At 72.1% G+C, this 16,999-nt stretch carries 17 protein-coding genes and 1 pseudogene; 9 read left to right on the forward strand and 9 right to left on the reverse strand.

All coding sequences use genetic code 11. The features are described 5' to 3' along the window. The first annotated feature begins 19 nt into the window (after positions 1 to 19). Positions 20 to 394 (forward strand): F0F1 ATP synthase subunit epsilon, encoded by a 375-nt coding sequence (locus ACFXGI_RS18810; protein ID WP_030857159.1) that lies wholly within the window; start codon positions 20 to 22, stop codon positions 392 to 394. Positions 395 to 522: 128 nt separating this feature from the next. Beyond that, a complete protein-coding gene (locus ACFXGI_RS18815; protein ID WP_384707543.1) occupies positions 523 to 969 on the forward strand; it encodes a DUF2550 domain-containing protein in 447 nt (148 codons plus the stop codon). Between the two features lie 94 nt (positions 970 to 1,063). Here the strand turns inward: ACFXGI_RS18815 and ACFXGI_RS18820 are convergent, their stop codons facing one another. The 3 genes from ACFXGI_RS18820 to ACFXGI_RS18830 form a co-directional block, all read right to left on the reverse strand. Next, positions 1,064 to 2,887, reverse strand: a complete 1,824-nt coding sequence (locus ACFXGI_RS18820; RefSeq protein WP_384707761.1) for a glycosyl hydrolase family 18 protein — start codon at positions 2,885 to 2,887, stop codon at positions 1,064 to 1,066. 201 nt (positions 2,888 to 3,088) lie between these two features. Next, complete coding sequence (locus tag ACFXGI_RS18825) at positions 3,089 to 3,742, reverse strand: response regulator (protein ID WP_384707546.1); 654 nt, start codon at positions 3,740 to 3,742, stop codon at positions 3,089 to 3,091. Continuing rightward, positions 3,739 to 4,959 (reverse strand): sensor histidine kinase, encoded by a 1,221-nt coding sequence (locus ACFXGI_RS18830; RefSeq protein WP_384707548.1) that lies wholly within the window; start codon positions 4,957 to 4,959, stop codon positions 3,739 to 3,741. The genes ACFXGI_RS18825 and ACFXGI_RS18830 overlap by 4 nt, the downstream gene beginning before the upstream one ends. 178 nt (positions 4,960 to 5,137) lie before the next feature. On the opposite strand from ACFXGI_RS18830, the pseudogene ACFXGI_RS18835 reads away from it, so the two are divergent. Further along, positions 5,138 to 5,732: pseudogene (locus ACFXGI_RS18835) on the forward strand (hypothetical protein). Here the strand turns inward: ACFXGI_RS18835 and ACFXGI_RS18840 are convergent. Next, entirely contained in the window at positions 5,729 to 6,301 is a 573-nt protein-coding gene (locus tag ACFXGI_RS18840; protein ID WP_384707551.1) for a cob(I)yrinic acid a,c-diamide adenosyltransferase, read from the reverse strand. The pseudogene ACFXGI_RS18835 and the gene ACFXGI_RS18840 sit on opposite strands and share 4 nt — an antisense overlap. Positions 6,302 to 6,521: 220 nt before the next feature. Here ACFXGI_RS18840 and ACFXGI_RS18845 point away from each other — a divergent pair, with 220 nt between their 5' ends. The 4 genes from ACFXGI_RS18845 (at position 6,522) to ACFXGI_RS18860 (ending at position 11,075) form a co-directional block, all read left to right on the forward strand. Then, complete coding sequence (locus ACFXGI_RS18845) at positions 6,522 to 6,947, forward strand: hypothetical protein (protein WP_384707554.1); 426 nt, start codon at positions 6,522 to 6,524, stop codon at positions 6,945 to 6,947. 159 nt (positions 6,948 to 7,106) lie between these two features. Further along, complete coding sequence (locus tag ACFXGI_RS18850; RefSeq protein WP_030153790.1) at positions 7,107 to 7,955, forward strand: 3-hydroxyacyl-CoA dehydrogenase family protein; 849 nt, start codon at positions 7,107 to 7,109, stop codon at positions 7,953 to 7,955. Positions 7,956 to 8,127: 172 nt separating this feature from the next. Then, on the forward strand, positions 8,128 to 8,451 hold the full coding sequence (locus tag ACFXGI_RS18855) for an STAS domain-containing protein (protein ID WP_030857175.1): 324 nt from the start codon (positions 8,128 to 8,130) through the stop codon (positions 8,449 to 8,451). A gap of 191 nt (positions 8,452 to 8,642) precedes the next feature. Continuing rightward, positions 8,643 to 11,075 (forward strand): ATP-binding protein, encoded by a 2,433-nt coding sequence (locus tag ACFXGI_RS18860; protein ID WP_384707558.1) that lies wholly within the window; start codon positions 8,643 to 8,645, stop codon positions 11,073 to 11,075. A 40-nt stretch (positions 11,076 to 11,115) separates the two neighbouring features. On the opposite strand, the gene nucS is transcribed toward ACFXGI_RS18860, so the two are convergent. Next, positions 11,116 to 11,787, reverse strand: a complete 672-nt coding sequence (gene nucS, locus ACFXGI_RS18865) for an endonuclease NucS (protein ID WP_384707561.1) — start codon at positions 11,785 to 11,787, stop codon at positions 11,116 to 11,118. A 219-nt stretch (positions 11,788 to 12,006) separates the two neighbouring features. Between nucS and ACFXGI_RS18870 the strand changes: the two genes are divergently transcribed. After that, complete coding sequence (locus ACFXGI_RS18870; RefSeq protein WP_030153794.1) at positions 12,007 to 12,399, forward strand: SCO5389 family protein; 393 nt, start codon at positions 12,007 to 12,009, stop codon at positions 12,397 to 12,399. A 62-nt stretch (positions 12,400 to 12,461) separates the two neighbouring features. Here ACFXGI_RS18870 and ACFXGI_RS18875 read toward each other — a convergent pair whose 3' ends face one another. Continuing rightward, positions 12,462 to 13,481, reverse strand: coding sequence for an LLM class flavin-dependent oxidoreductase (locus tag ACFXGI_RS18875; protein ID WP_384707564.1), 1,020 nt, complete (start codon positions 13,479 to 13,481; stop codon positions 12,462 to 12,464). Positions 13,482 to 13,722: 241 nt separating this feature from the next. On the opposite strand from ACFXGI_RS18875, the gene ACFXGI_RS18880 reads away from it, so the two are divergent. Continuing rightward, the gene (locus tag ACFXGI_RS18880; protein ID WP_030857183.1) at positions 13,723 to 14,049 is read left to right on the forward strand and encodes a hypothetical protein; all 327 of its coding nucleotides are present in this window, start codon (positions 13,723 to 13,725) and stop codon (positions 14,047 to 14,049) included. 13 nt (positions 14,050 to 14,062) lie between these two features. Here the strand turns inward: ACFXGI_RS18880 and ACFXGI_RS18885 are convergent, their stop codons facing one another. The 3 genes from ACFXGI_RS18885 to ACFXGI_RS18895 form a co-directional block, all read right to left on the reverse strand. After that, the gene (locus tag ACFXGI_RS18885) at positions 14,063 to 14,905 is read right to left on the reverse strand and encodes an ABC transporter permease (protein WP_384707567.1); all 843 of its coding nucleotides are present in this window, start codon (positions 14,903 to 14,905) and stop codon (positions 14,063 to 14,065) included. Beyond that, entirely contained in the window at positions 14,902 to 16,029 is a 1,128-nt protein-coding gene (locus ACFXGI_RS18890; protein WP_384707570.1) for an ABC transporter ATP-binding protein, read from the reverse strand. The genes ACFXGI_RS18885 and ACFXGI_RS18890 overlap by 4 nt, the downstream gene beginning before the upstream one ends. Positions 16,030 to 16,217: 188 nt before the next feature. Further along, on the reverse strand, positions 16,218 to 16,997 hold the full coding sequence (locus ACFXGI_RS18895) for an ABC transporter permease subunit (protein ID WP_384707573.1): 780 nt from the start codon (positions 16,995 to 16,997) through the stop codon (positions 16,218 to 16,220). Positions 16,998 to 16,999: the final 2 nt, after the last annotated feature.

Raw genomic sequence — 16,999 nt, forward strand, 5'->3', positions numbered from 1 at the left:
GGTGACCCGAGGAGCCACCTTGGCTGCTGAGCTGCACGTCGAGCTGGTCGCGGCGGACCGTAATGTCTGGTCCGGCGAGGCCACCCTGGTCGTCGCCCGCACCACGTCGGGCGACATCGGCGTCATGCCCGGTCACCAGCCGCTTCTCGGTGTGCTGGAATCGGGCCCGGTGACCATCCGTACCAGCGAGGGCAATACTGTCGTCGCCGCGGTGCACGGCGGTTTCATCTCGTTCGCGGACAACAAACTGTCCCTGCTGGCCGAGATCGCCGAGCTCGCTGACGAGATTGACGTCCAGCGGGCGGAGCGGGCACTGGAGCGCGCGAAGTCGGAGGCCGATGGGGCCGCCGAGCGTCGCGCCGATGTCCGGCTGCGCGCGGTCACGGGGCACTGAGCCCCGTACCGAACAGGTTTGAGACCTCAGCCGCGGTCCGGTCTGGAATTTTCCAGACCGGGTCGCGGCTGAGGCGATGCAGGTCGTTTTTCGTTTGAGGTATTCGATGAGCGAGGAGGTCGGTGAAGATGCTCCTCGCTCTGCTTGTGAGCGGCCTGGTCGTAGCCCTGGTGGTGATCGGGCTGTTTGTGTTCGGGCTGCGCCGCAGACTGATCCAGCGGTCCGGCGGCACGTTCGACTGCAGTCTGCGCTGGGGCGTGTCCGAGGAACCCGACATCTCCGGCAAGGGCTGGGTGTACGGGGTCGCCCGCTACAGCGGTGACCGCATCGAGTGGTTCCGCGTCTTCTCGTACTCCCCGCGGCCGCGCCGCCTGCTGGAGCGCTCCTCCATCGAGGTGGTCGCCCGCCGCGCCCCCGAGGGCGAGGAGGAGCTGGCACTGCTGTCCGACGCCGTCGTGCTCGGCTGTCTCCACCAGGGGACCCGCCTGGAGCTCGCGATGAGCGAGGACGCGCTGACCGGCTTCCTGGCCTGGCTGGAGGCGGCGCCTCCCGGCCAACGGGTGAATGTTGCCTGAGAATGTTGCCTGAGGGCCTCATGTCGTGACGAAGCCGGGAGACGGGGGGCGGACCCCGTCTCCCGGCTTCGTCGTTCACCGGGGGCGGTGGTGCCTACTGGAGCCCGGTGTGGACCGCGTTGGCGAGTTCGCCGTTCGCGGTGTCCCCGCTGAACTCCCAGTAGAAGGCGCCCCTGAGACCCTGCTGCTTGGTCCAGCTCATCTTCCCGGCGATGGTGGCGGGGGTGTCGTAGCTCCACCAGTTGCTGCCGCACTTGGCGTAGGCGGTGCCGGCGACGGTGCCGGTGGCCGGGCAGCTGTTCTTCAGCACCTTGTAGTCCTCGATGCCCTGCTCGTACGTGCCGGGGGCGGGCCCGGTGGCGGTGCCGCCGGGGGCGGCCTGCGTGACGCCGGTCCAGCCGCGGCCGTAGAAGCCGATGCCGAGGTTGAGCTTCGAGCCCGCGATGCCCTTGCCCTTGAGCTTGGTGATCGCCGCCTCGGAGTTGAAGCCGGCGATCGGGATGCCGGCGTACGAGGTGAGCGGGGAGTGCGGGGCGGTCGGGCCCTTGGCGTCCCACGCGCCGAAGAAGTCGTACGTCATGACGTTGTAGAAGTCGACGTACGGGGAGGCGCCCGCGTAGTCCGCGAGGTCGAGCTTGCCGCCGTTGGAGCCGTCGGCGGAGATCGCGGCGGTCACCAGGTTGCTGCTGCCGAACTTGGTGCGCAGAGCGGACAGGACGTTCTTCAGGGAGGCGGCGCCGCTGGTGTCGCAGGACAGGCCGCAGGCGTTCGGGTACTCCCAGTCGATGTCGATGCCGTCGAAGACGTCCGCCCAGCGCGGGTCCTCGACCAGGCTGTAGCAGGAGTCGGCGAACGCGGCCGGGTTGGCAGCGGCCTGGCCGAAGCCGCCGGACCAGGTCCAGCCGCCGAAGGACCACAGCACCTTGACGTTCGGGTACTTCGCCTTGAGCTTGCGCAGCTGGTTGAAGTTGCCGCGCAGCGGCTGGTCCCAGTTGTCGGCGACGCCGTCGACGCTCTGATCGGCGGTGTAGGCCTTGTCGTAGTCGGCGTAGGCGTCACCGATGGTGCACTTGCCGCCCTGGACGTTGCCGAACGCGTAGTTGATGTGGGTGATCTTCGCGGCGGAGCCGGAGGTGTCCAGGTTCTTCACGTGGTAGTTGCGCCCGTAGACGCCCCACTCGGTGAAGTAGCCGAGCTTGACCTTGCCGCCCGGGTCCGGGGGCGTGGTGCCGCCGCCGGTCGTGGTGACCGAGACGGAGCCGGAGGCCGGGCCCGTCTGGTCGGCGGTGTCGCGGGCGATGACGCTGTAGGTGTACGCCGTGCCCTTGGTCAGGCCCGAGTCGGTGTAGCTCGTACCGGTGACGGTCGCGATCTTGGTGCCGCCGCGGTGGACGTCGTAGTTCTTGACGTCCTTGTCATCGGTGGCGGCGGCCCAGCCGATGGTCAGCGAGGTGTCGGTGACCCCGCTCGCGGTGGGGGTGCCGGGGGCCGACGGCGGGCTGTCGGTGGGGGTCGAGCCGCCGTCGCAGGAGCCGCCGTTGACCTTGCAGCCGCTCGGGGCGCCGGAGCCGGCGCCGTTGAAGCCGAAGCTGATCGTGGCACCGGGGGCGAGGGTGCCGTTCCAGCCGACGTTCTTGCCGGTCCAGTGGGTTCCGGAGCTGGTGACAGTGGCGTCCCAGGCGGAGGTGACCGTCGTGCCGGAGGGGTAGTCCCACTCCACGGTCCAGCTGGTGAGGGTGGTGGTGCCGGTGTTCTTCACCGTCCACTTGCCCTCGAAGCCGGTGCCCCAGTCGGAGACCTTCGTGTACGTGGCCGTCGCGGAGGCGGCGGCCTCGGCGGGGCCGGCCAGGGCCACGAGTCCGGCGATGGGCAGGGTGAAGGCGGCCACGCTCGCGGCGAGCCTTCGCAGCAGTCGCATGCGGGGTGGGGGTGCCGAGCTTGCTGTGCTCAAGGGTGCTCCTCCGTAGGTCCGTCCCGGCCGTGGGGCCGACCGGGACTGGGGATGGGACCTGCGCCGCCCGTGAGCACGCTTGTCATGGCACGCTCACCACAGTTGCCGCGAGCGTAGAAAGGTCTGGACCAACCGTCAAGAGGTCCAGACCTTCACTCCGGTGTGCCTCTAGAGGCCCAACTCCTGCGCGAGGACGGCCGCTTGGACCCGGCTCCGCAGCTCCAGCTTCCCCAGCAGCCTGCTGACGTGCGTCTTCACCGTCGCCTCCGCCATCTCCAGCCGCAGCGCGATCTCCGCGTTCGAAAGCCCCTCGCCCAGACAGCCGAGCACCTCCCGCTCCCGCCGCGTCAGCGAGGCCACCGCCGCGGCCGTCTCCGGGGCCACCGGGACCTTCACGGGCTGCGGAGCCGCGAATTCGGCGATCAGCCGCCGGGTCACCGCCGGGGCGATCAGGCCCTCCCCGCGCGCGACCGTCCGTACGGCCTCGATCAGCTCCGCCGCTTCCGCGTTCTTCAGCAGGAAGCCCGCCGCCCCCGCGCGCAGGGCGCCGAACACGTACTCGTCCAGGTCGAAGGTGGTCAGGACGAGTACGTCCGCCAGCCCCTCCGCGACCACCTGGCGGGTCGCCGACACCCCGTCCAGCCTCGGCATCTGCACGTCCATGAGGACGAGGTCCGGCCTCAGCTCCCGCGCCAGGCGCACCGCCTCCTCACCGTCCGCCGCCTCGCCCACGACCTCGACGTCGCCCGCGCTGCGCAGGATCAGCACCAGTCCCGCCCGTACCGCGCTCTGGTCCTCGGCCACCACCACCCGGATGCTCATCCGGCCACCGCCTTCTCCTCCGCGGGCAGATCCGCCCGCACCAGCCAAACCGATCCCGTACGGCCCGCCGAGAACCCCCCGCCCAGCAGTTCCGTCCGCTCCCGCATGCCGATCAGCCCGGCCCCCGAGCCGGGCGCGCGGGGGCCCGGCCGGTCCCCGTACGGGGACTCCACCCGTACGGTCAGCAGTCCGTCCGCACGTGTCACGCGGACCCGGACCGGGCCCGGGGCGGCGTGCTTGAGGGTGTTCGTCAGCGACTCCTGGACGATCCGGTACGCCGCCAGCTCCACGGGGGCCGGCAGCGGCTCCCCGGGCGGCCGGTCGTCCAGGAGCGCGAAGTCCAGCCCGCTCGCGGCGCCGTTGACACGGGCCTGTGCCAGCAGGGCGTCGAGCCCGTCGAGGGAGGGCGTGGCGACCGCCTCCTGCCCGGCGCCCGCGTCCCGCAGGAGTCCGATCAGCCGGCGCATCTCGGCGAGCCCCTGCACGCTGTTCTCCCGGATCACCCCGAGGGCCTCCCGGCTCGTCGCGGGGGAGTCGATGGACAGTGCGGCCGTGGAGTGGATGGCGATGGCGGACAGGTGGTTGGCCACCATGTCGTGCAGCTCGCGGGCCATCCGGGCGCGCTCGGCGACGACGGCCTGGCTGCGGTCCATTTCGGCCAGCAGCGCCGTCTGCTCGGCGCGCAGCCGGGCGGCCTCGGCGGCCTCGCGGTGGTTGCGCAGGGTGGCGCCGGTCAGGGCCGGGCCGAAGCTGACGATGCCGGTGATCACGCCGATCATCAGGGCCTGCGGGGTGCGCAGCCAGGCCACCGAGGTGATGGTGACGGCGATGGTGACCAGGCCGGTGGTGATCGGGAGCCGCCGGGCCATGGTGGGTTTCCCGTAGACGACCGCCGCGTACATCAGGTCCGTGAAGATCAGGACCGTGCCGAGGTTGCCCACGGTGAACTGGTCGGCGATCACGCCGATCGTGCCGACGGCCAGGGTGACGCGGGGCGCGGTGCGGCGCAGCAGCTCCATCGGGCCGAGCACGAGGAGGGGGACGAGGGCGGCCCACGGGGGGAGGAAGTGCCGGTTGTTCGTGCTGTAGATGCCGAGCGACCAGAGCAGCAGGCCCGCGAGCACGCTGAACACCGCGAGGAGCACGTCGTCGCGGTGGGGGCGGAAGGTCCTGGCGGGCGGCGCAGGGGCGGTGGTCGGGGTCACGGTCCCATCCAACAGGGTGGGGCAGGGCCGGGCGTCGCCGCCCGGGCGGAGGCCGGGCGGTGCGGGAGTACACCGAAGGATGCAGTCACGGTTCGTCACCGGCGGCGACGAAGCGGTCCGGATCGGGCGGGAGATCGGGCGGGAGGCTGGATTCCGTGGTTGTCGAAGCGCCGGCGGAAGGGGGAATCCGGTGCTCGTCGCACTGATCATCGCCTGCGAGGTCGGCTTCTGGGTGCTGCCGGCCGGCGGACCGGCGCTGCGCTGCCTCGCGAAGATGCCGAGGCCGGGGGCGGCGGTCCTGCTGTGCGAGCCGCTGCTGGAGCTGGTCCTGCTGGTGGCCACCGCGGTGGACCTCGAGAACGGGGGGCGAACCGAGCTGGACGCACGGCCTGGCCGCGCTCTACATCGGCTACACCGTCGGCTACGGCCACTGCACGGTGAAGTGGCTCGACCGGCACGCGGCGTACCGCTTCGCCGGGGGTCCGAAGCCGCCCGGCCCGAAGTGCGGCAGGGCCAGGGCGGTCCACGAGCGGAAGCTGTGGACGCGCACGCCGGCCGTCGCGGCCGTCGCGCTCGGGCTGCTGCAGGGCGCGATCCGGTACGCGGGCGACGCGGCCGGCGCCGGCGCCCTGCAGGGCCGGCAGTACGCCGCCCTGCGGGTGCTCGGCATCCAGGCCGTGATCGCCGCCACGTACACGTTCTGGCCGCGCAAGCCCCCGGCTGCGGAGCAGCGGGAGGAGCGGGCCGCGGCCGAGCGGTGGTTCTCAGGGGCGGACACTCCCTAGCGCTCGCCGCCGGGCACCCAGAGGACGTCGCCGATCTCCTTGTTGGCCGTACGGGCCAGGATGAAGAGGAGGTCGGAGAGGCGGTTGAGGTAGGTCGCGGTCAGCGGGTTCATCGCCTCGCCGTGCACCTCCAGCGCGGCCCAGGTGGAGCGCTCGGCGCGGCGGACCACGGTGCAGGCCTGGTGCAGCAGGGCCGCGCCGGGGGTGCCGCCGGGGAGGATGAAGCTGCGCAGCTTCTCCAGCTGCTCGTTGAAGGTGTCGCAGTCGGCTTCGAGCTTGTCGACGTAGAACTGCTCGACGCGCAGCGGCGGGTACTCGGGGTTCTCGACGACCGGGGTGCAGAGGTCGGCGCCGACGTCGAACAGGTCGTTCTGCACCCGTACCAGGACCTTCACGACATCCGTCGGCAGTCCGCCGAGGGCGATCGCCGTACCGATGGCCGCGTTGGCCTCGTTGGCGTCGGCGTAGGCGGAGATCCGCAGATCGGTCTTGGCCGTCCGGCTCATGTCGCCGAGAGCGGTCGTGCCCTTGTCGCCGGTGCGGGTGTAGATGCGCGTGAGGTTCACCATGCGGCCAGCGTAGTGAGCCGCCCGCAGAAATGGCAGGCGGGACCACCCGCCGCCCGGCTAACGTCCGCGGTCGAGGCCCGCACGGGCCCGGAAGCGGAGAGATCGTATTTTGACGGATATGTTCGCCCTCTGGCGACAGGCCGAAACGGCCAAGTGGGTCGATGTCGTATCGGGGTTCCTGGCCTCCCGCCATCCCCGGGGGTCGGCTGAGCGTGCGGAGGTGGAGAGCAAGGCCCGTGCCGTCCGCGAGGCGGTGGACGCCGACGACCCGCACGCGGCGAGCGGTGACGCCGCGATCTGGCTCGCCGTCGCGCTCCACGCGTTCGAGGGCGATCCGCACCGCCCCGGTCCGCTGCGGCCCGCCGAGGAGGACGCGCAGGTGCGCGATTACCTCAAGGACGTGCTCCGGCCGCGGCTCTCGTGTGGGCAGCGTGACCGCCTCGACCGGCACACCCTCACCCTGCGTGTCCTCCCGCGGCGGTTGTGCGAGAACCCCGCCGTCGACGCGCGGGCCCGCGAGGACATCCGCTACCTCGCCGCCCGCGGCCGGATGGCCCTGGATCTGGGCCACGTGGACGCCGCCGAGCGGGAGGTGGGACGGCTGGAGGCCATCGAGGAGCGGTACCGCTCAGGGGGTGGCGAGTGAACTGCCTGCGTTCGGCGGGCGGCTGGGCCGGATCGGTGTGATGTCCGTCAGTTGAGACGTGACGCGTGTTACTTCGCGGTCACACGAACCCTCGCTGGCGCTAGTCTCCGCCGGAGAGGCTTACGAGACTGGGCCGTATGGAAGAACGTGGGGTGTGCAGTGGCTGGGAAGCTCGCCGTCATCGGTGCCGGACTGATGGGTTCCGGAATCGCTCAGGTCTCCGCTCAGGCGGGGTGGGACGTCGTACTGCGTGATGTCACCGACGCCGCGCTGACCCGCGGCACCGACGGCATCAAGGCCTCGTACGACAAGTTCGTCTCCAAGGGCAGGATGACGGCCGAGGACGCCGAGGCCGCGCTCGCCCGCATCAAGACCACCACCGACCTCGACGCGGTCGCCGACGCCGACATCGTCGTCGAGGCCGTCTTCGAGAAGCTCGAGGTCAAGCACGAGATCTTCCGTGCACTCGACAAGCTCGTACGCGACGACGCGATCCTCGCGTCCAACACCTCCGCCATCCCGATCACCAAGATCGCGGCCGTGACGGAGCGTCCGGAGCGCGTCGTCGGCGCGCACTTCTTCTCGCCCGTCCCGATGATGCAGCTCTGCGAGCTCGTCCGCGGCTACAAGACGAGCGACGAGACCCTCGCCGCCACCCGCGCGTTCGCCGAGTCCGTCGGCAAGACCTGCATCGTCGTCAACCGCGACGTCGCCGGGTTCGTGACGACCCGTCTGATCTCCGCGCTGGTCGTCGAAGCGGCGAAGCTGTACGAATCGGGCGTGGCGTCCGCCGAGGACATCGACATCGCCTGCAAGCTGGGGTTCGGCCACGCCATGGGGCCGCTCGCCACCGCCGACCTCACCGGCGTCGACATCCTGCTGCACGCCACCAGCAACATCTACACCGAGTCCCAGGACGAGAAGTTCGCGCCGCCGGAGCTCATGCGCCGCATGGTCGACGCCGGCGACATCGGCCGCAAGAGCGGCCAGGGCTTCTACAAGCACTGAAGAGACACTGAGCGCCAGTTCGAATATCCGCACCCGCACGGGTGAATTAGGTATCGGTTCGCTCACAGTCGGCAACCTCTCTGCCCGAACGGCAGTCAGATGCAGTGAGAGTTGCCGACCGCGGACCAGTCGGATCCCTACGTACCCGTACCCAGGACTGCCGGGAGCACATATGCACATCAGGGGCGACCACGCCGAACTCGCTGTCGGGGGCCGCCTCGACGTGCGCAGCGCGGCGGACGCCCGTACGGCCCTCCACACCGCCCTCGACGACGGCCACGGCGACCTCGTGCTCGACCTCGCCGGGCTCGACTCCTGGGACGCGACCGGGCTCGGCGTGATCATGGGAGCCCACCGGCGGGCCGGCCGGACCGGCCGCCGCCTCGTCCTGCGCGGGGTGCCGCCGCAGATGCAGCGCCTCCTCGTCGCCACCCGGCTGCACCGCATCCTCGCGATCGAGGGCGGGCTGGAAGCGGAATCCCTCCCGAGGGTCTGACGCGGTCACCGGCCACCCTTCCTGCGGAAACGTAACGGTCCGGTGGTGATGGCACCCCTGCGGTTCCGTGCAGGACCGGGCACCGTCTAGGGTTCGGGCGGAAACCGGACCCGTAGCGACAGCGGAATGTGCGAAGGCCGGACGGTACGACACGACGGCTACGGCGCAGGGCGCGATCGGGGGACTAGGTCATGGACCGCACGCAGGGGCAGCCCGAACCGGTGGAGCAGCCCGTGGCGGCGCCCGCGCCTCCAACGACGGCGCCCGCGCCTCCTGCGACGGCCGCCGCGGCACCCGCACCGGCCGCCGCCGGGTCCGCCGTCGCACGCGTCGTCACCCTCACCGCCGGGGACTTCACGCTCACCGTGAACCCCGTCGACGGCAGCGAGATCGAACCGCGCCGCCCCGGCACCGGCGGCAGCGCCCCCGCCAAGCGCGACGCCGCCGGCCGCGCCGCCCGGGACGCCGCCGCGCGGCCGCCCGTCCTGCCCGGCCCCGCCGCCCCGGCCCCGCCGCTCCTCGCCCGCGAGGAGGAGCGTGAGCGCCTCGTACGACTGCTGGGCCGCGGCCGCTCCGTACGGCTGACCGGACCCGCCGGCTCCGGCCGCAGCTCCCTGCTCGACGCGGTCGCCGCCGACTGCACGCGCCTGGCGCCCGACGGCGTCGTACGGCTCAGCGGGTACGGGCACCAGCAGGCCGGCGAGCTGCTGCACGCCCTGTACGCCGCCGTGTACGAGGCCTCGCACGAGCGGCCCGAGCGGACCCAACTCCTCTCCCGCGTACGGGACATCGGCGCCATCGTGCTCCTCGACGACCTGGAGATGGGTGGCGCCGCCCTCGACGAGCTGCTGAGCGCCACCCCCGAGTGCGCCTACCTGCTGGCCGCCACCCCCGACACCCGCGCCCCCTCCGACGGCTCGCACCTGGAGGAGATGTTCCTCGGCGGGCTCGGCGGGGCCGACTGCGTGGAACTGCTCGAAGCGGGCATAGGCCGGGCGCTGACCGAGGAGGAGACCGCCTGGGCGGGCGACCTGCGGTTCGCGTCCGAGGGACTGCCGCTGCGCTTCGTCCAGGCGGCGGCGCTGCTGCGCCAGCGCGACGAGCGAAACCTTTCCTCGGCCGGCGACGAGGACGAGGAGCCCGGGGTCTTCGAGGAGCGGCCGCGCGACGCCGCGGTCGTACCGCTGCCGACGCTGGCCGAGGGCGCGGCCCCCGCCGAGCTGCTGGCCTCCCGGGTCAGCGAGTCGGCGCGGGCGGCGCTGCGGATCGCGTGCGCGCTGGGCGGGGAGCTCCCGCACCACGCCCACCTGCCGGCGCTCGTGGGGGACACCCACGCCGACGCGGCGGTCGCGGAACTGCTGGGCTGCGGACTGCTCACCCCGGTCGGCACCCGCTACCGGCTGGCCGCCGGGGTCGCACGGCAGCTGGAGGAGGCCGCGTACGGGGACACCGCGGCGGAGGAGGCCCGTACGGCCGCCCGCCACTACGCCTGGTGGACCGGGCACGCCTCGGTGACCCCGGACCGGGTCGCGGCGGAGGCCGACGCGGTGCTGGCGGCGCTGGCCGGCGCGGACGTGGTGGCCGCCGTACTGCTGGCCCGGACCGCGGCCCCGGCGCTCGCGGCCTCGCGGCACTGGGAGGCGTGGGAGCGGGTGCTGCGCTCGGGGGCCGAGGCGGCGCGCAAGGCCGGAGAGGTCGCGGAGCAGGCGTACTTCCACCACGAGCTCGGCGTACTCGCGCTGTGCGAGGGGCGGCTGGACCGGGCGCGGGCCGAACTGGAGGCCTCCATAGGCCTGAAGGGCGCGCTCGCCGACAAGCGGGGCACGGTGGCGGGTCGGCGGGCGCTCGCACTGGTCGCCGACCGTGAGAAGGCGGGCGTGGAGGTCTCTCCGCCGCTGCGGCTGGAACCGCCGGCACTGGCGCCGGCGTCCGTGCCGACGGCGGGAACCGCGCCGGCCGCGGAGGCCGTGACGACGGTGCTGCCGGTGGCCGAGGCCGTGACCGCGCCCGTGGCGCCGGTGGCATCCGTGGTGCCGGTGATCGGGAGCTCCGAGGCTCCGACGACCCTCACGGAGGTCTTCGAGGAGGCCTTCCCCCTCAACCCGAAGCCGGCGCCGCCGGTGGTGCCCGCGGCCGGGCCGATGCGGGCGCCGCGCAGGCAGCCGCTGCGCAGGCCGGTGCTGCTGGCGGCGGCGGGGGCGCTGACGGTGGTGGCGCTGGGCACGGTCATGGCCCTGGCGATGTCGGGCTCGGACGACCCCGGGACCCCGGCGGGCGGGGACGGCCCGGCAGCGTCCTCGACGCCGACGCCCGGGGCATCGGTGCCGGGCGTGCCGGGAACGAGCGGGAACGATCCTGCACCGGACCCGGGAACCCCGGCCCCCGACGCCTCCGACCCCGGCTCCCCGGAGTCGACCCTCACCCCGGACCCGAACCAGCCGCCGCGGCCGCCGTCGCGCAAGCCGGTCACGCCGCCGCCGTCGCAGAAGCCGTCTCCGGACGGGCCGAAGCCGCCGACCCCGGACCCGTCGCCGACACCGCCGGCTCCGACGCCCACGCCCACGCAGCCGGATCCGACGCCCACCGCGACGGCCACACCGGCCAGCCCGACGGCGACGTCGTAACAGCGGCGCGCCGGGTCCGGCCCGGCGCACCGCCGCGCGCTCAGAACAGGCGCAGCTTGTCGTCCTCGATGCCGCGGAGGGCGTTGTAGTCCAGCACCACGCAGTCCATGCCGCGGTCCGTGGCCAGAACGCGGGCCTGCGGCTTGATCTCCTGGGCCGCGAAAATGCCGCGCACCGGCGCCAGGTGCGGGTCCCGGTTCAGAAGTTCCAGGTAGCGGGTCAGCTGCTCGACGCCGTCGATCTCGCCGCGCCGCTTGATCTCCACGGCCACCGTCGCGCCGGAGGCGTCCCGGCACAGGATGTCCACCGGACCGATCGCCGTCATGTACTCGCGCCGGATCAGCGTGTAGCCGTCGCCCAGCGTTTCGATGCGGTCCGCCAAGAGCTCCTGGAGGTGTGCCTCCACACCGTCCTTGATGAGACCCGGGTCGATGCCCAGTTCATGGGAGGAGTCGTGGAGGACTTCCTCCATGGTGATGATGAGCTTCTCGCCCGCCTTGTTGACGACCGTCCAGACGCCGGCCTCGTCCCCGCTCCCCTCCTTGAGGGTGCAGGGGGGCGACATCCAGTTGAGCGGTTTGTACGCCCGGTCGTCCGCGTGGATCGAGACACTGCCGTCGGCCTTCACGAGGATCAGACGGGGTGCCGAGGGCAGATGGGCGGTGAGCCGGCCCGCGTAGTCGACGGAGCAGCGGGCAATGACGAGACGCATGGTCGGCAACGCTACTCGACGAGAAGCCCTCCACGCGATTCGCCCCCGAAAGCCCCGTTCGAGGATGGCGCGTTGTATGCGCATTCTCCTGGTGCGCCACCCATGGGGCGCCTACCGTGGTGAGCGGGAGGTGGCGGAGCGTGCACTCTGCGTCGCGACCTCCTTCCCTGCCCGTAAGACTCCGGCAACCCAACGGCCGGGGTCGCGAGAGGAGAACCCATGTCGCTCGACGTCTCACCGGCCCTACTCGAACAGGCCGAGCGAGGCGAGGTCGACGAAGCCGCTTTCGTCGACTGCGTCCGGACCTCCCTGCCCTTCGCATGGGAGATGATCAGCTCGCTGGTGGCCCAGCTGAAGGTGGACGGCGGAGAGTTCGCCGACAACCAGACGCCGCCGCCCGACGAGCAGGCGCGTGGACAGCTGCTGCGCGCTCTCGCGAGTGACGCGATACGCGGCGCGCTGCAGCGGCACTTCGGGGTGCGCCTGGCGTTCCAGAACTGCCACCGGGTGGCCGTGTTCCCGCTGGATCCCTCGTCGGACGACCGGCTTGCCAAGTTCACTTCGATCCGCGGCCAGCTGCTCAACCAGTCGCCCGAGCTCCGGGACTGCTGACCGACCGTACTTCGCTGCCGCTCCGTATCGGGGGAGGTGCCATTGATACCGGGGCGGCAGCCTCAACCGAGACGGGGCAGGACCTCGGCGCCGAGGCGCCGTACGTTCTCCTCCGTCGCGGCGAGATCCCCGGAGCCTTCCGCCAGCAGCGCGAAACGCGTGATGCCCGTCCGCTCCGAGGTCGCGGCCAGCCGGTTCGCCGCCAGCCGCGGGGTACCCACGGGGTGCAGGTCGCACAGCAGCTCGGTGTAGGCGACGGGGTCCCGCATCGCGCGCTCCCGGCCGTCCACCGTCACGTGCGCGTCCAGCCCCTGCTTCAGCCAGCCCGGCATCGCCTTCAGCAGGGCCTCGCGGGCGTCCGCCGTACGGTCCGCCAGCTGGCACACGCCCGCCGACACGTGCGGAGCGTGCGGATCGCGGCCCGCGGCCGCGGCCGTACGCCGGTACAGCGCGACCATCTCCGCCTTGTCCTCGTCCCCGCAGTGCATGCCCAGCAGCATCGGCAGCCCCCGCTCGGCGGCGAGGCGCACCGAGGCGGGGGAGGTGCACGCGACGATCACTTCCGGCCCTGATCCGTCCCCGTCCAGCGCCTCCGACGGGCGCGGTACGACGGCCACTTCGCGGAACCCGTACCGCTCGCCGCCGGCCGCCACCCGAGGCTCGGCCAGCCAGCGCCGCAGCAGGTCGAGCCCCTCCGGGAACTCCTTCTCGTAGGCGTCCAGGCCGCCGCCGAACACCTCCAGGTCCACCCAGGGTCCGCCCCGGCCCACCCCCAGGGTGAAGCGGCCGCCCGAGGTCAGGTGCAGCAGCGCCGCCTGCTCCCCGAGGGCCACCGGGTGCGTGTTCGGCAGCACGCTCACCGCCGTGCCCACCCGCAGCCGCCGGGTACGCCCCAGCAGCAGGGCCGCCAGGGTCACCGCCGACGGGCAGACCCCGTACGGGACGAAGTGGTGCTCGGCGAGCCACACCGAGTCCAGCCCCGCCTCCTCGGCCACCTCCGCGGTCCGCACCGCCCGGTGCAGCGCCTCCCCCTGCCCCTGGCCCGGGAACTGGGCCGCCAGTACAAACGCTCCTACACGCATCGCCTTTGCCTTCCTCGTGGCTGACGCGGCCTCCCCCAGGTGGACCGGCTCATCTGATGGCAACAACGTCTGACACGTGCCAAAGGCACGGCCTGACACGAAAGTTATTGGGATAGTCAGGACAGCCGACTGCAAGCGCGTCGCGGCCGGCCGACCTCTGTCAGCCACCCTGCGGGTACCCGCCCTCGCTGCGCGTAGTCTGGGAGAAAGTCACTTCCGTCCGCCCATACGTGAGGTATACGTGTCACCGCGCCACAACCGCCCCAGGGGCGGCGAGACTCCGGACGAACGCCCCAGCACCGGCCTCGACCGCTACGGGCTCGAGCGCACGGAGGAGTACCAGGGCGAGGAGTGGAAGGTCCGGCACGTCGCGGGCGCGAGCGCGGCGGGCAAGCGCTACCGCTGCCCGGGCTGCGACCAGGAGATCCCCTCGGGCACCCCGCACCTGGTGGCCTGGCCGGAGTACGGCGGCGTGGACGACCGCCGGCACTGGCACAAGGCCTGCTGGAACGCGAAGGACCGCCGCACCTCCAGGGTGCAGCGGTCCAGGAACGCTCCCAAGTACTGACGCGTACCGGCGCTCAGACGTCGCGGCGGCCGACCACCGCGTACGAGCCCGCCACCGCGGCGCCCGTCACCAGCAGGATCAGCAGGACCTGGGTCACGCCGTCGGGCGAGTTCCCGGTGTCGGCGTCCGGCAGGCCGAACAGCCTCATGAGGGCGACCGGGGCGTTGTACCGGAGGATGACGCTGCCGAGCGGGGCCAGGGTCGCCCACATGCTGAGCATGCCGCCTATCACCGGTGGCAGTGTGACCAGCCCCAGCATCACGGCGATCGCTCCGGCGGAGTGCCGCAGCATGGCCCCGATCGCGAGGGCGAGGACCCCGAGCAGGGTGACGTAGACGCAGCCGGCCAGCGCGTGGGCCCATTCGCCGGCGCCGTGCGCCCCGGCACCGGCGCCGCCCCGCAGGATCGCGGAGGCGAGGCCCACGGTCGCCACCGACCCGGCGACGGTCGCGAAGGCGACGCCGGCGAAGACGAGGTACTTCGCGGTCAGCACCCGTGCCCGGTCGGGGGCGGCGGTGAGGGTCGTACGGATCATGCCGGTGCCGTACTCGGAGGTGATCGTCAGGACGCCGAGCACCAGCACGGGGATCTGCCCCACCAGCAGCCCGAAGAGCGCGGGCGCCGTGAGCGGCACCTCCTGGTAGTCGCTCGAGCGCGACTCGGAGACGGCGAGCACCCCGATGCCGACGACGAGCAGCACCAGCGAGCCGAGCGTCCACACGGTCGAGCGCACCGAGATCAGCTTGGTCCACTCCGAGGCCACGGCGTGCCCGAGGTGCGGCCGGGGCGTCTGCAGCGGCGAGCTGTAGCTCTTCGGCCGGTCCGCGGTGCCCGCGGTGTTCGTGGGGCCGGTCATCGGGTTTCCTCGCGGGTGTCCTCGGTGGTGGTCCGGTCGGTGCCGGCGAGCTCGCCGGGGTTGCTGGGCATCAGGAAGGGCTGCCCGCCCGCTCCGGGCGGCGGGGGAGCGAAGAAGGCGCCCCGCGGCACCTCGGGCGCCTTGAGCTCGTCCTCCCAGGCGGGGACGGTCAGCGGCTCGGGCTCCCACAGCTCGGCGCGGGGGTCCTCGGTGGAGGTGTACTCCACGTCGGCCTGGGTCATCCGCATGTAGGCCTCCTCCAGCGAGGCCCGGTGCGGGGACAGCTCCCACAGCCGTACGCCGGCCTCGTGGGCGAGGTCGGAGATCCGGGAGAGCTCCAGGCCGGTCACGCGCAGTGTTCCCTCGGGCTCCTGGAGGACCCGGCCGCCGGCTTTGGTCAGGGCTTCACCCAGCGCATCCCGGCCAGCGTGATCATTGTCGGCCGCGCGCACCCGCGCGAATCCGGCCGAGTTGTGCGCGATGAATTCCTGGGTGCCCATGTCGGCCAGCAGCCGCCCGCGGCCGATCACGATGAGGTGGTCGGCGGTCAGCGCCATCTCGCTCATCAGATGTGAGGAGACGAACACCGTGCGGCCCTCGGCGGCGAGCCGGCGCATGAGGGTGCGGACCCAGAGGATGCCCTCGGGGTCGAGCCCGTTGACCGGCTCGTCGAAGAGCAGCACCTGGGGATCGCCGAGGAGGGCGGCGGCGATGCCGAGCCGCTGGCCCATGCCGAGCGAGAAGCCCTTCGTACGCTGCCGGGAGACGTCCTGGAGGCCGACGACGGCCAGCACCTCGTCCACGCGCTTCTCGGGGATGCCGGAGAGCTGTGCGAGGGAGAGCAGGTGTCTGCGGGCGCGGCGGCCGCCGTGCACGGCCTTGGCGTCGATCAGGGCCCCGACGTGCCGCTGGGCGTTCGGCAGCTGCCGGAAGGGCAGGCCGTTGATCGTCACGCTGCCCGAGGTGGGCCGGTCCAGGCCGAGGATCATGCGCATGGTGGTGGACTTCCCGGAGCCGTTCGGCCCCAGGAATCCCGTCACGTGACCCGGCCTGACCTGGAAGGACAGCTGGTCGACGGCGGTCTTGGCGCCGTAGCGCTTGGTCAGGCCGACAGCCTCGATCATTGCTCTGCCTCTGCTCTGCCCCTTGCCAGGACCGGACGGCTTTCGTCCGCGTAAGAGTTAAGAGGATATCGAGTCGCCTGCGGTTCCACCCCGGACCCGATCCCTGAGCTGTCCCTGACTCCGACCCGGGGATGACCCGTAGTACGTGAGGCGTCCGCCACGGGACGGACGCCTCACGTACGCGGGGATCAGGCGTCGCGCTTCTTCAGCACCAGGTAGCCCCCGAGCACGGCGGCCAGCGCCCATAGCGCCATGATCCCGAAGCCGCCCCACGGCCCGTAGGGGGCCTCGCCGCTGTCCATCGCCCCGGGGATCACCTGCATGATCTTGGAGCCGGCCTGGTCCGGGAAGTACTGGGCGACCTTCCGGGTGGCGCTGACCGCCCCGAGGATCGTCGAGACGAGGAAGAAGAACGGCATCAGGATGCCGAGCGACAGCATCGAGCTGCGCAGGATCGTCGCCACGCCCATCGAGAACAGGGCGATCATGGCCATGTAGAGGCCGGCGCCGATCACGGCGCGCAGGACGTTCGGCGCGTCGATGCCGATGCTGCGGTCGCCCAGGATGGCCTGTCCCAGGAAGAAGGACAGGAAGCTGGTGACCAGGCCCACGACCAGAGCGAGGCCGGTGGCCACGATCAGCTTGCCGGCCAGGAAGCTCGCCCGGCTCGGTACGGCGGCCAGCGAGGTGCGGATCATGCCCGAGCTGTACTCGGTGCCCACCACCAGCACACCGAAGACGATCATGGCGAGCTGGCCGAGGGTCATGCCCGCGAAGCTGGCCAGGGTCGGGTCGAAGGTGACCTGCTGCTCCTTCGGCATGTCGTTGAAGGTGGCGTTGAAGACGGCGCACAGGCCGGCGCTCACGCCGACCGTGACCACCAGCGCCGCGACCAGGGTCCAGGTGGTGGAGGCGACTGTACGGATCTTGGTCCACTCGGACCGGAGAACGGCGGGGAAGGAGGACATGG

Origin of the sequence: Streptomyces sp. NPDC059355 (genome assembly GCF_042752335.1) — a bacterium.
Lineage (GTDB): Bacteria > Actinomycetota > Actinomycetes > Streptomycetales > Streptomycetaceae > Streptomyces.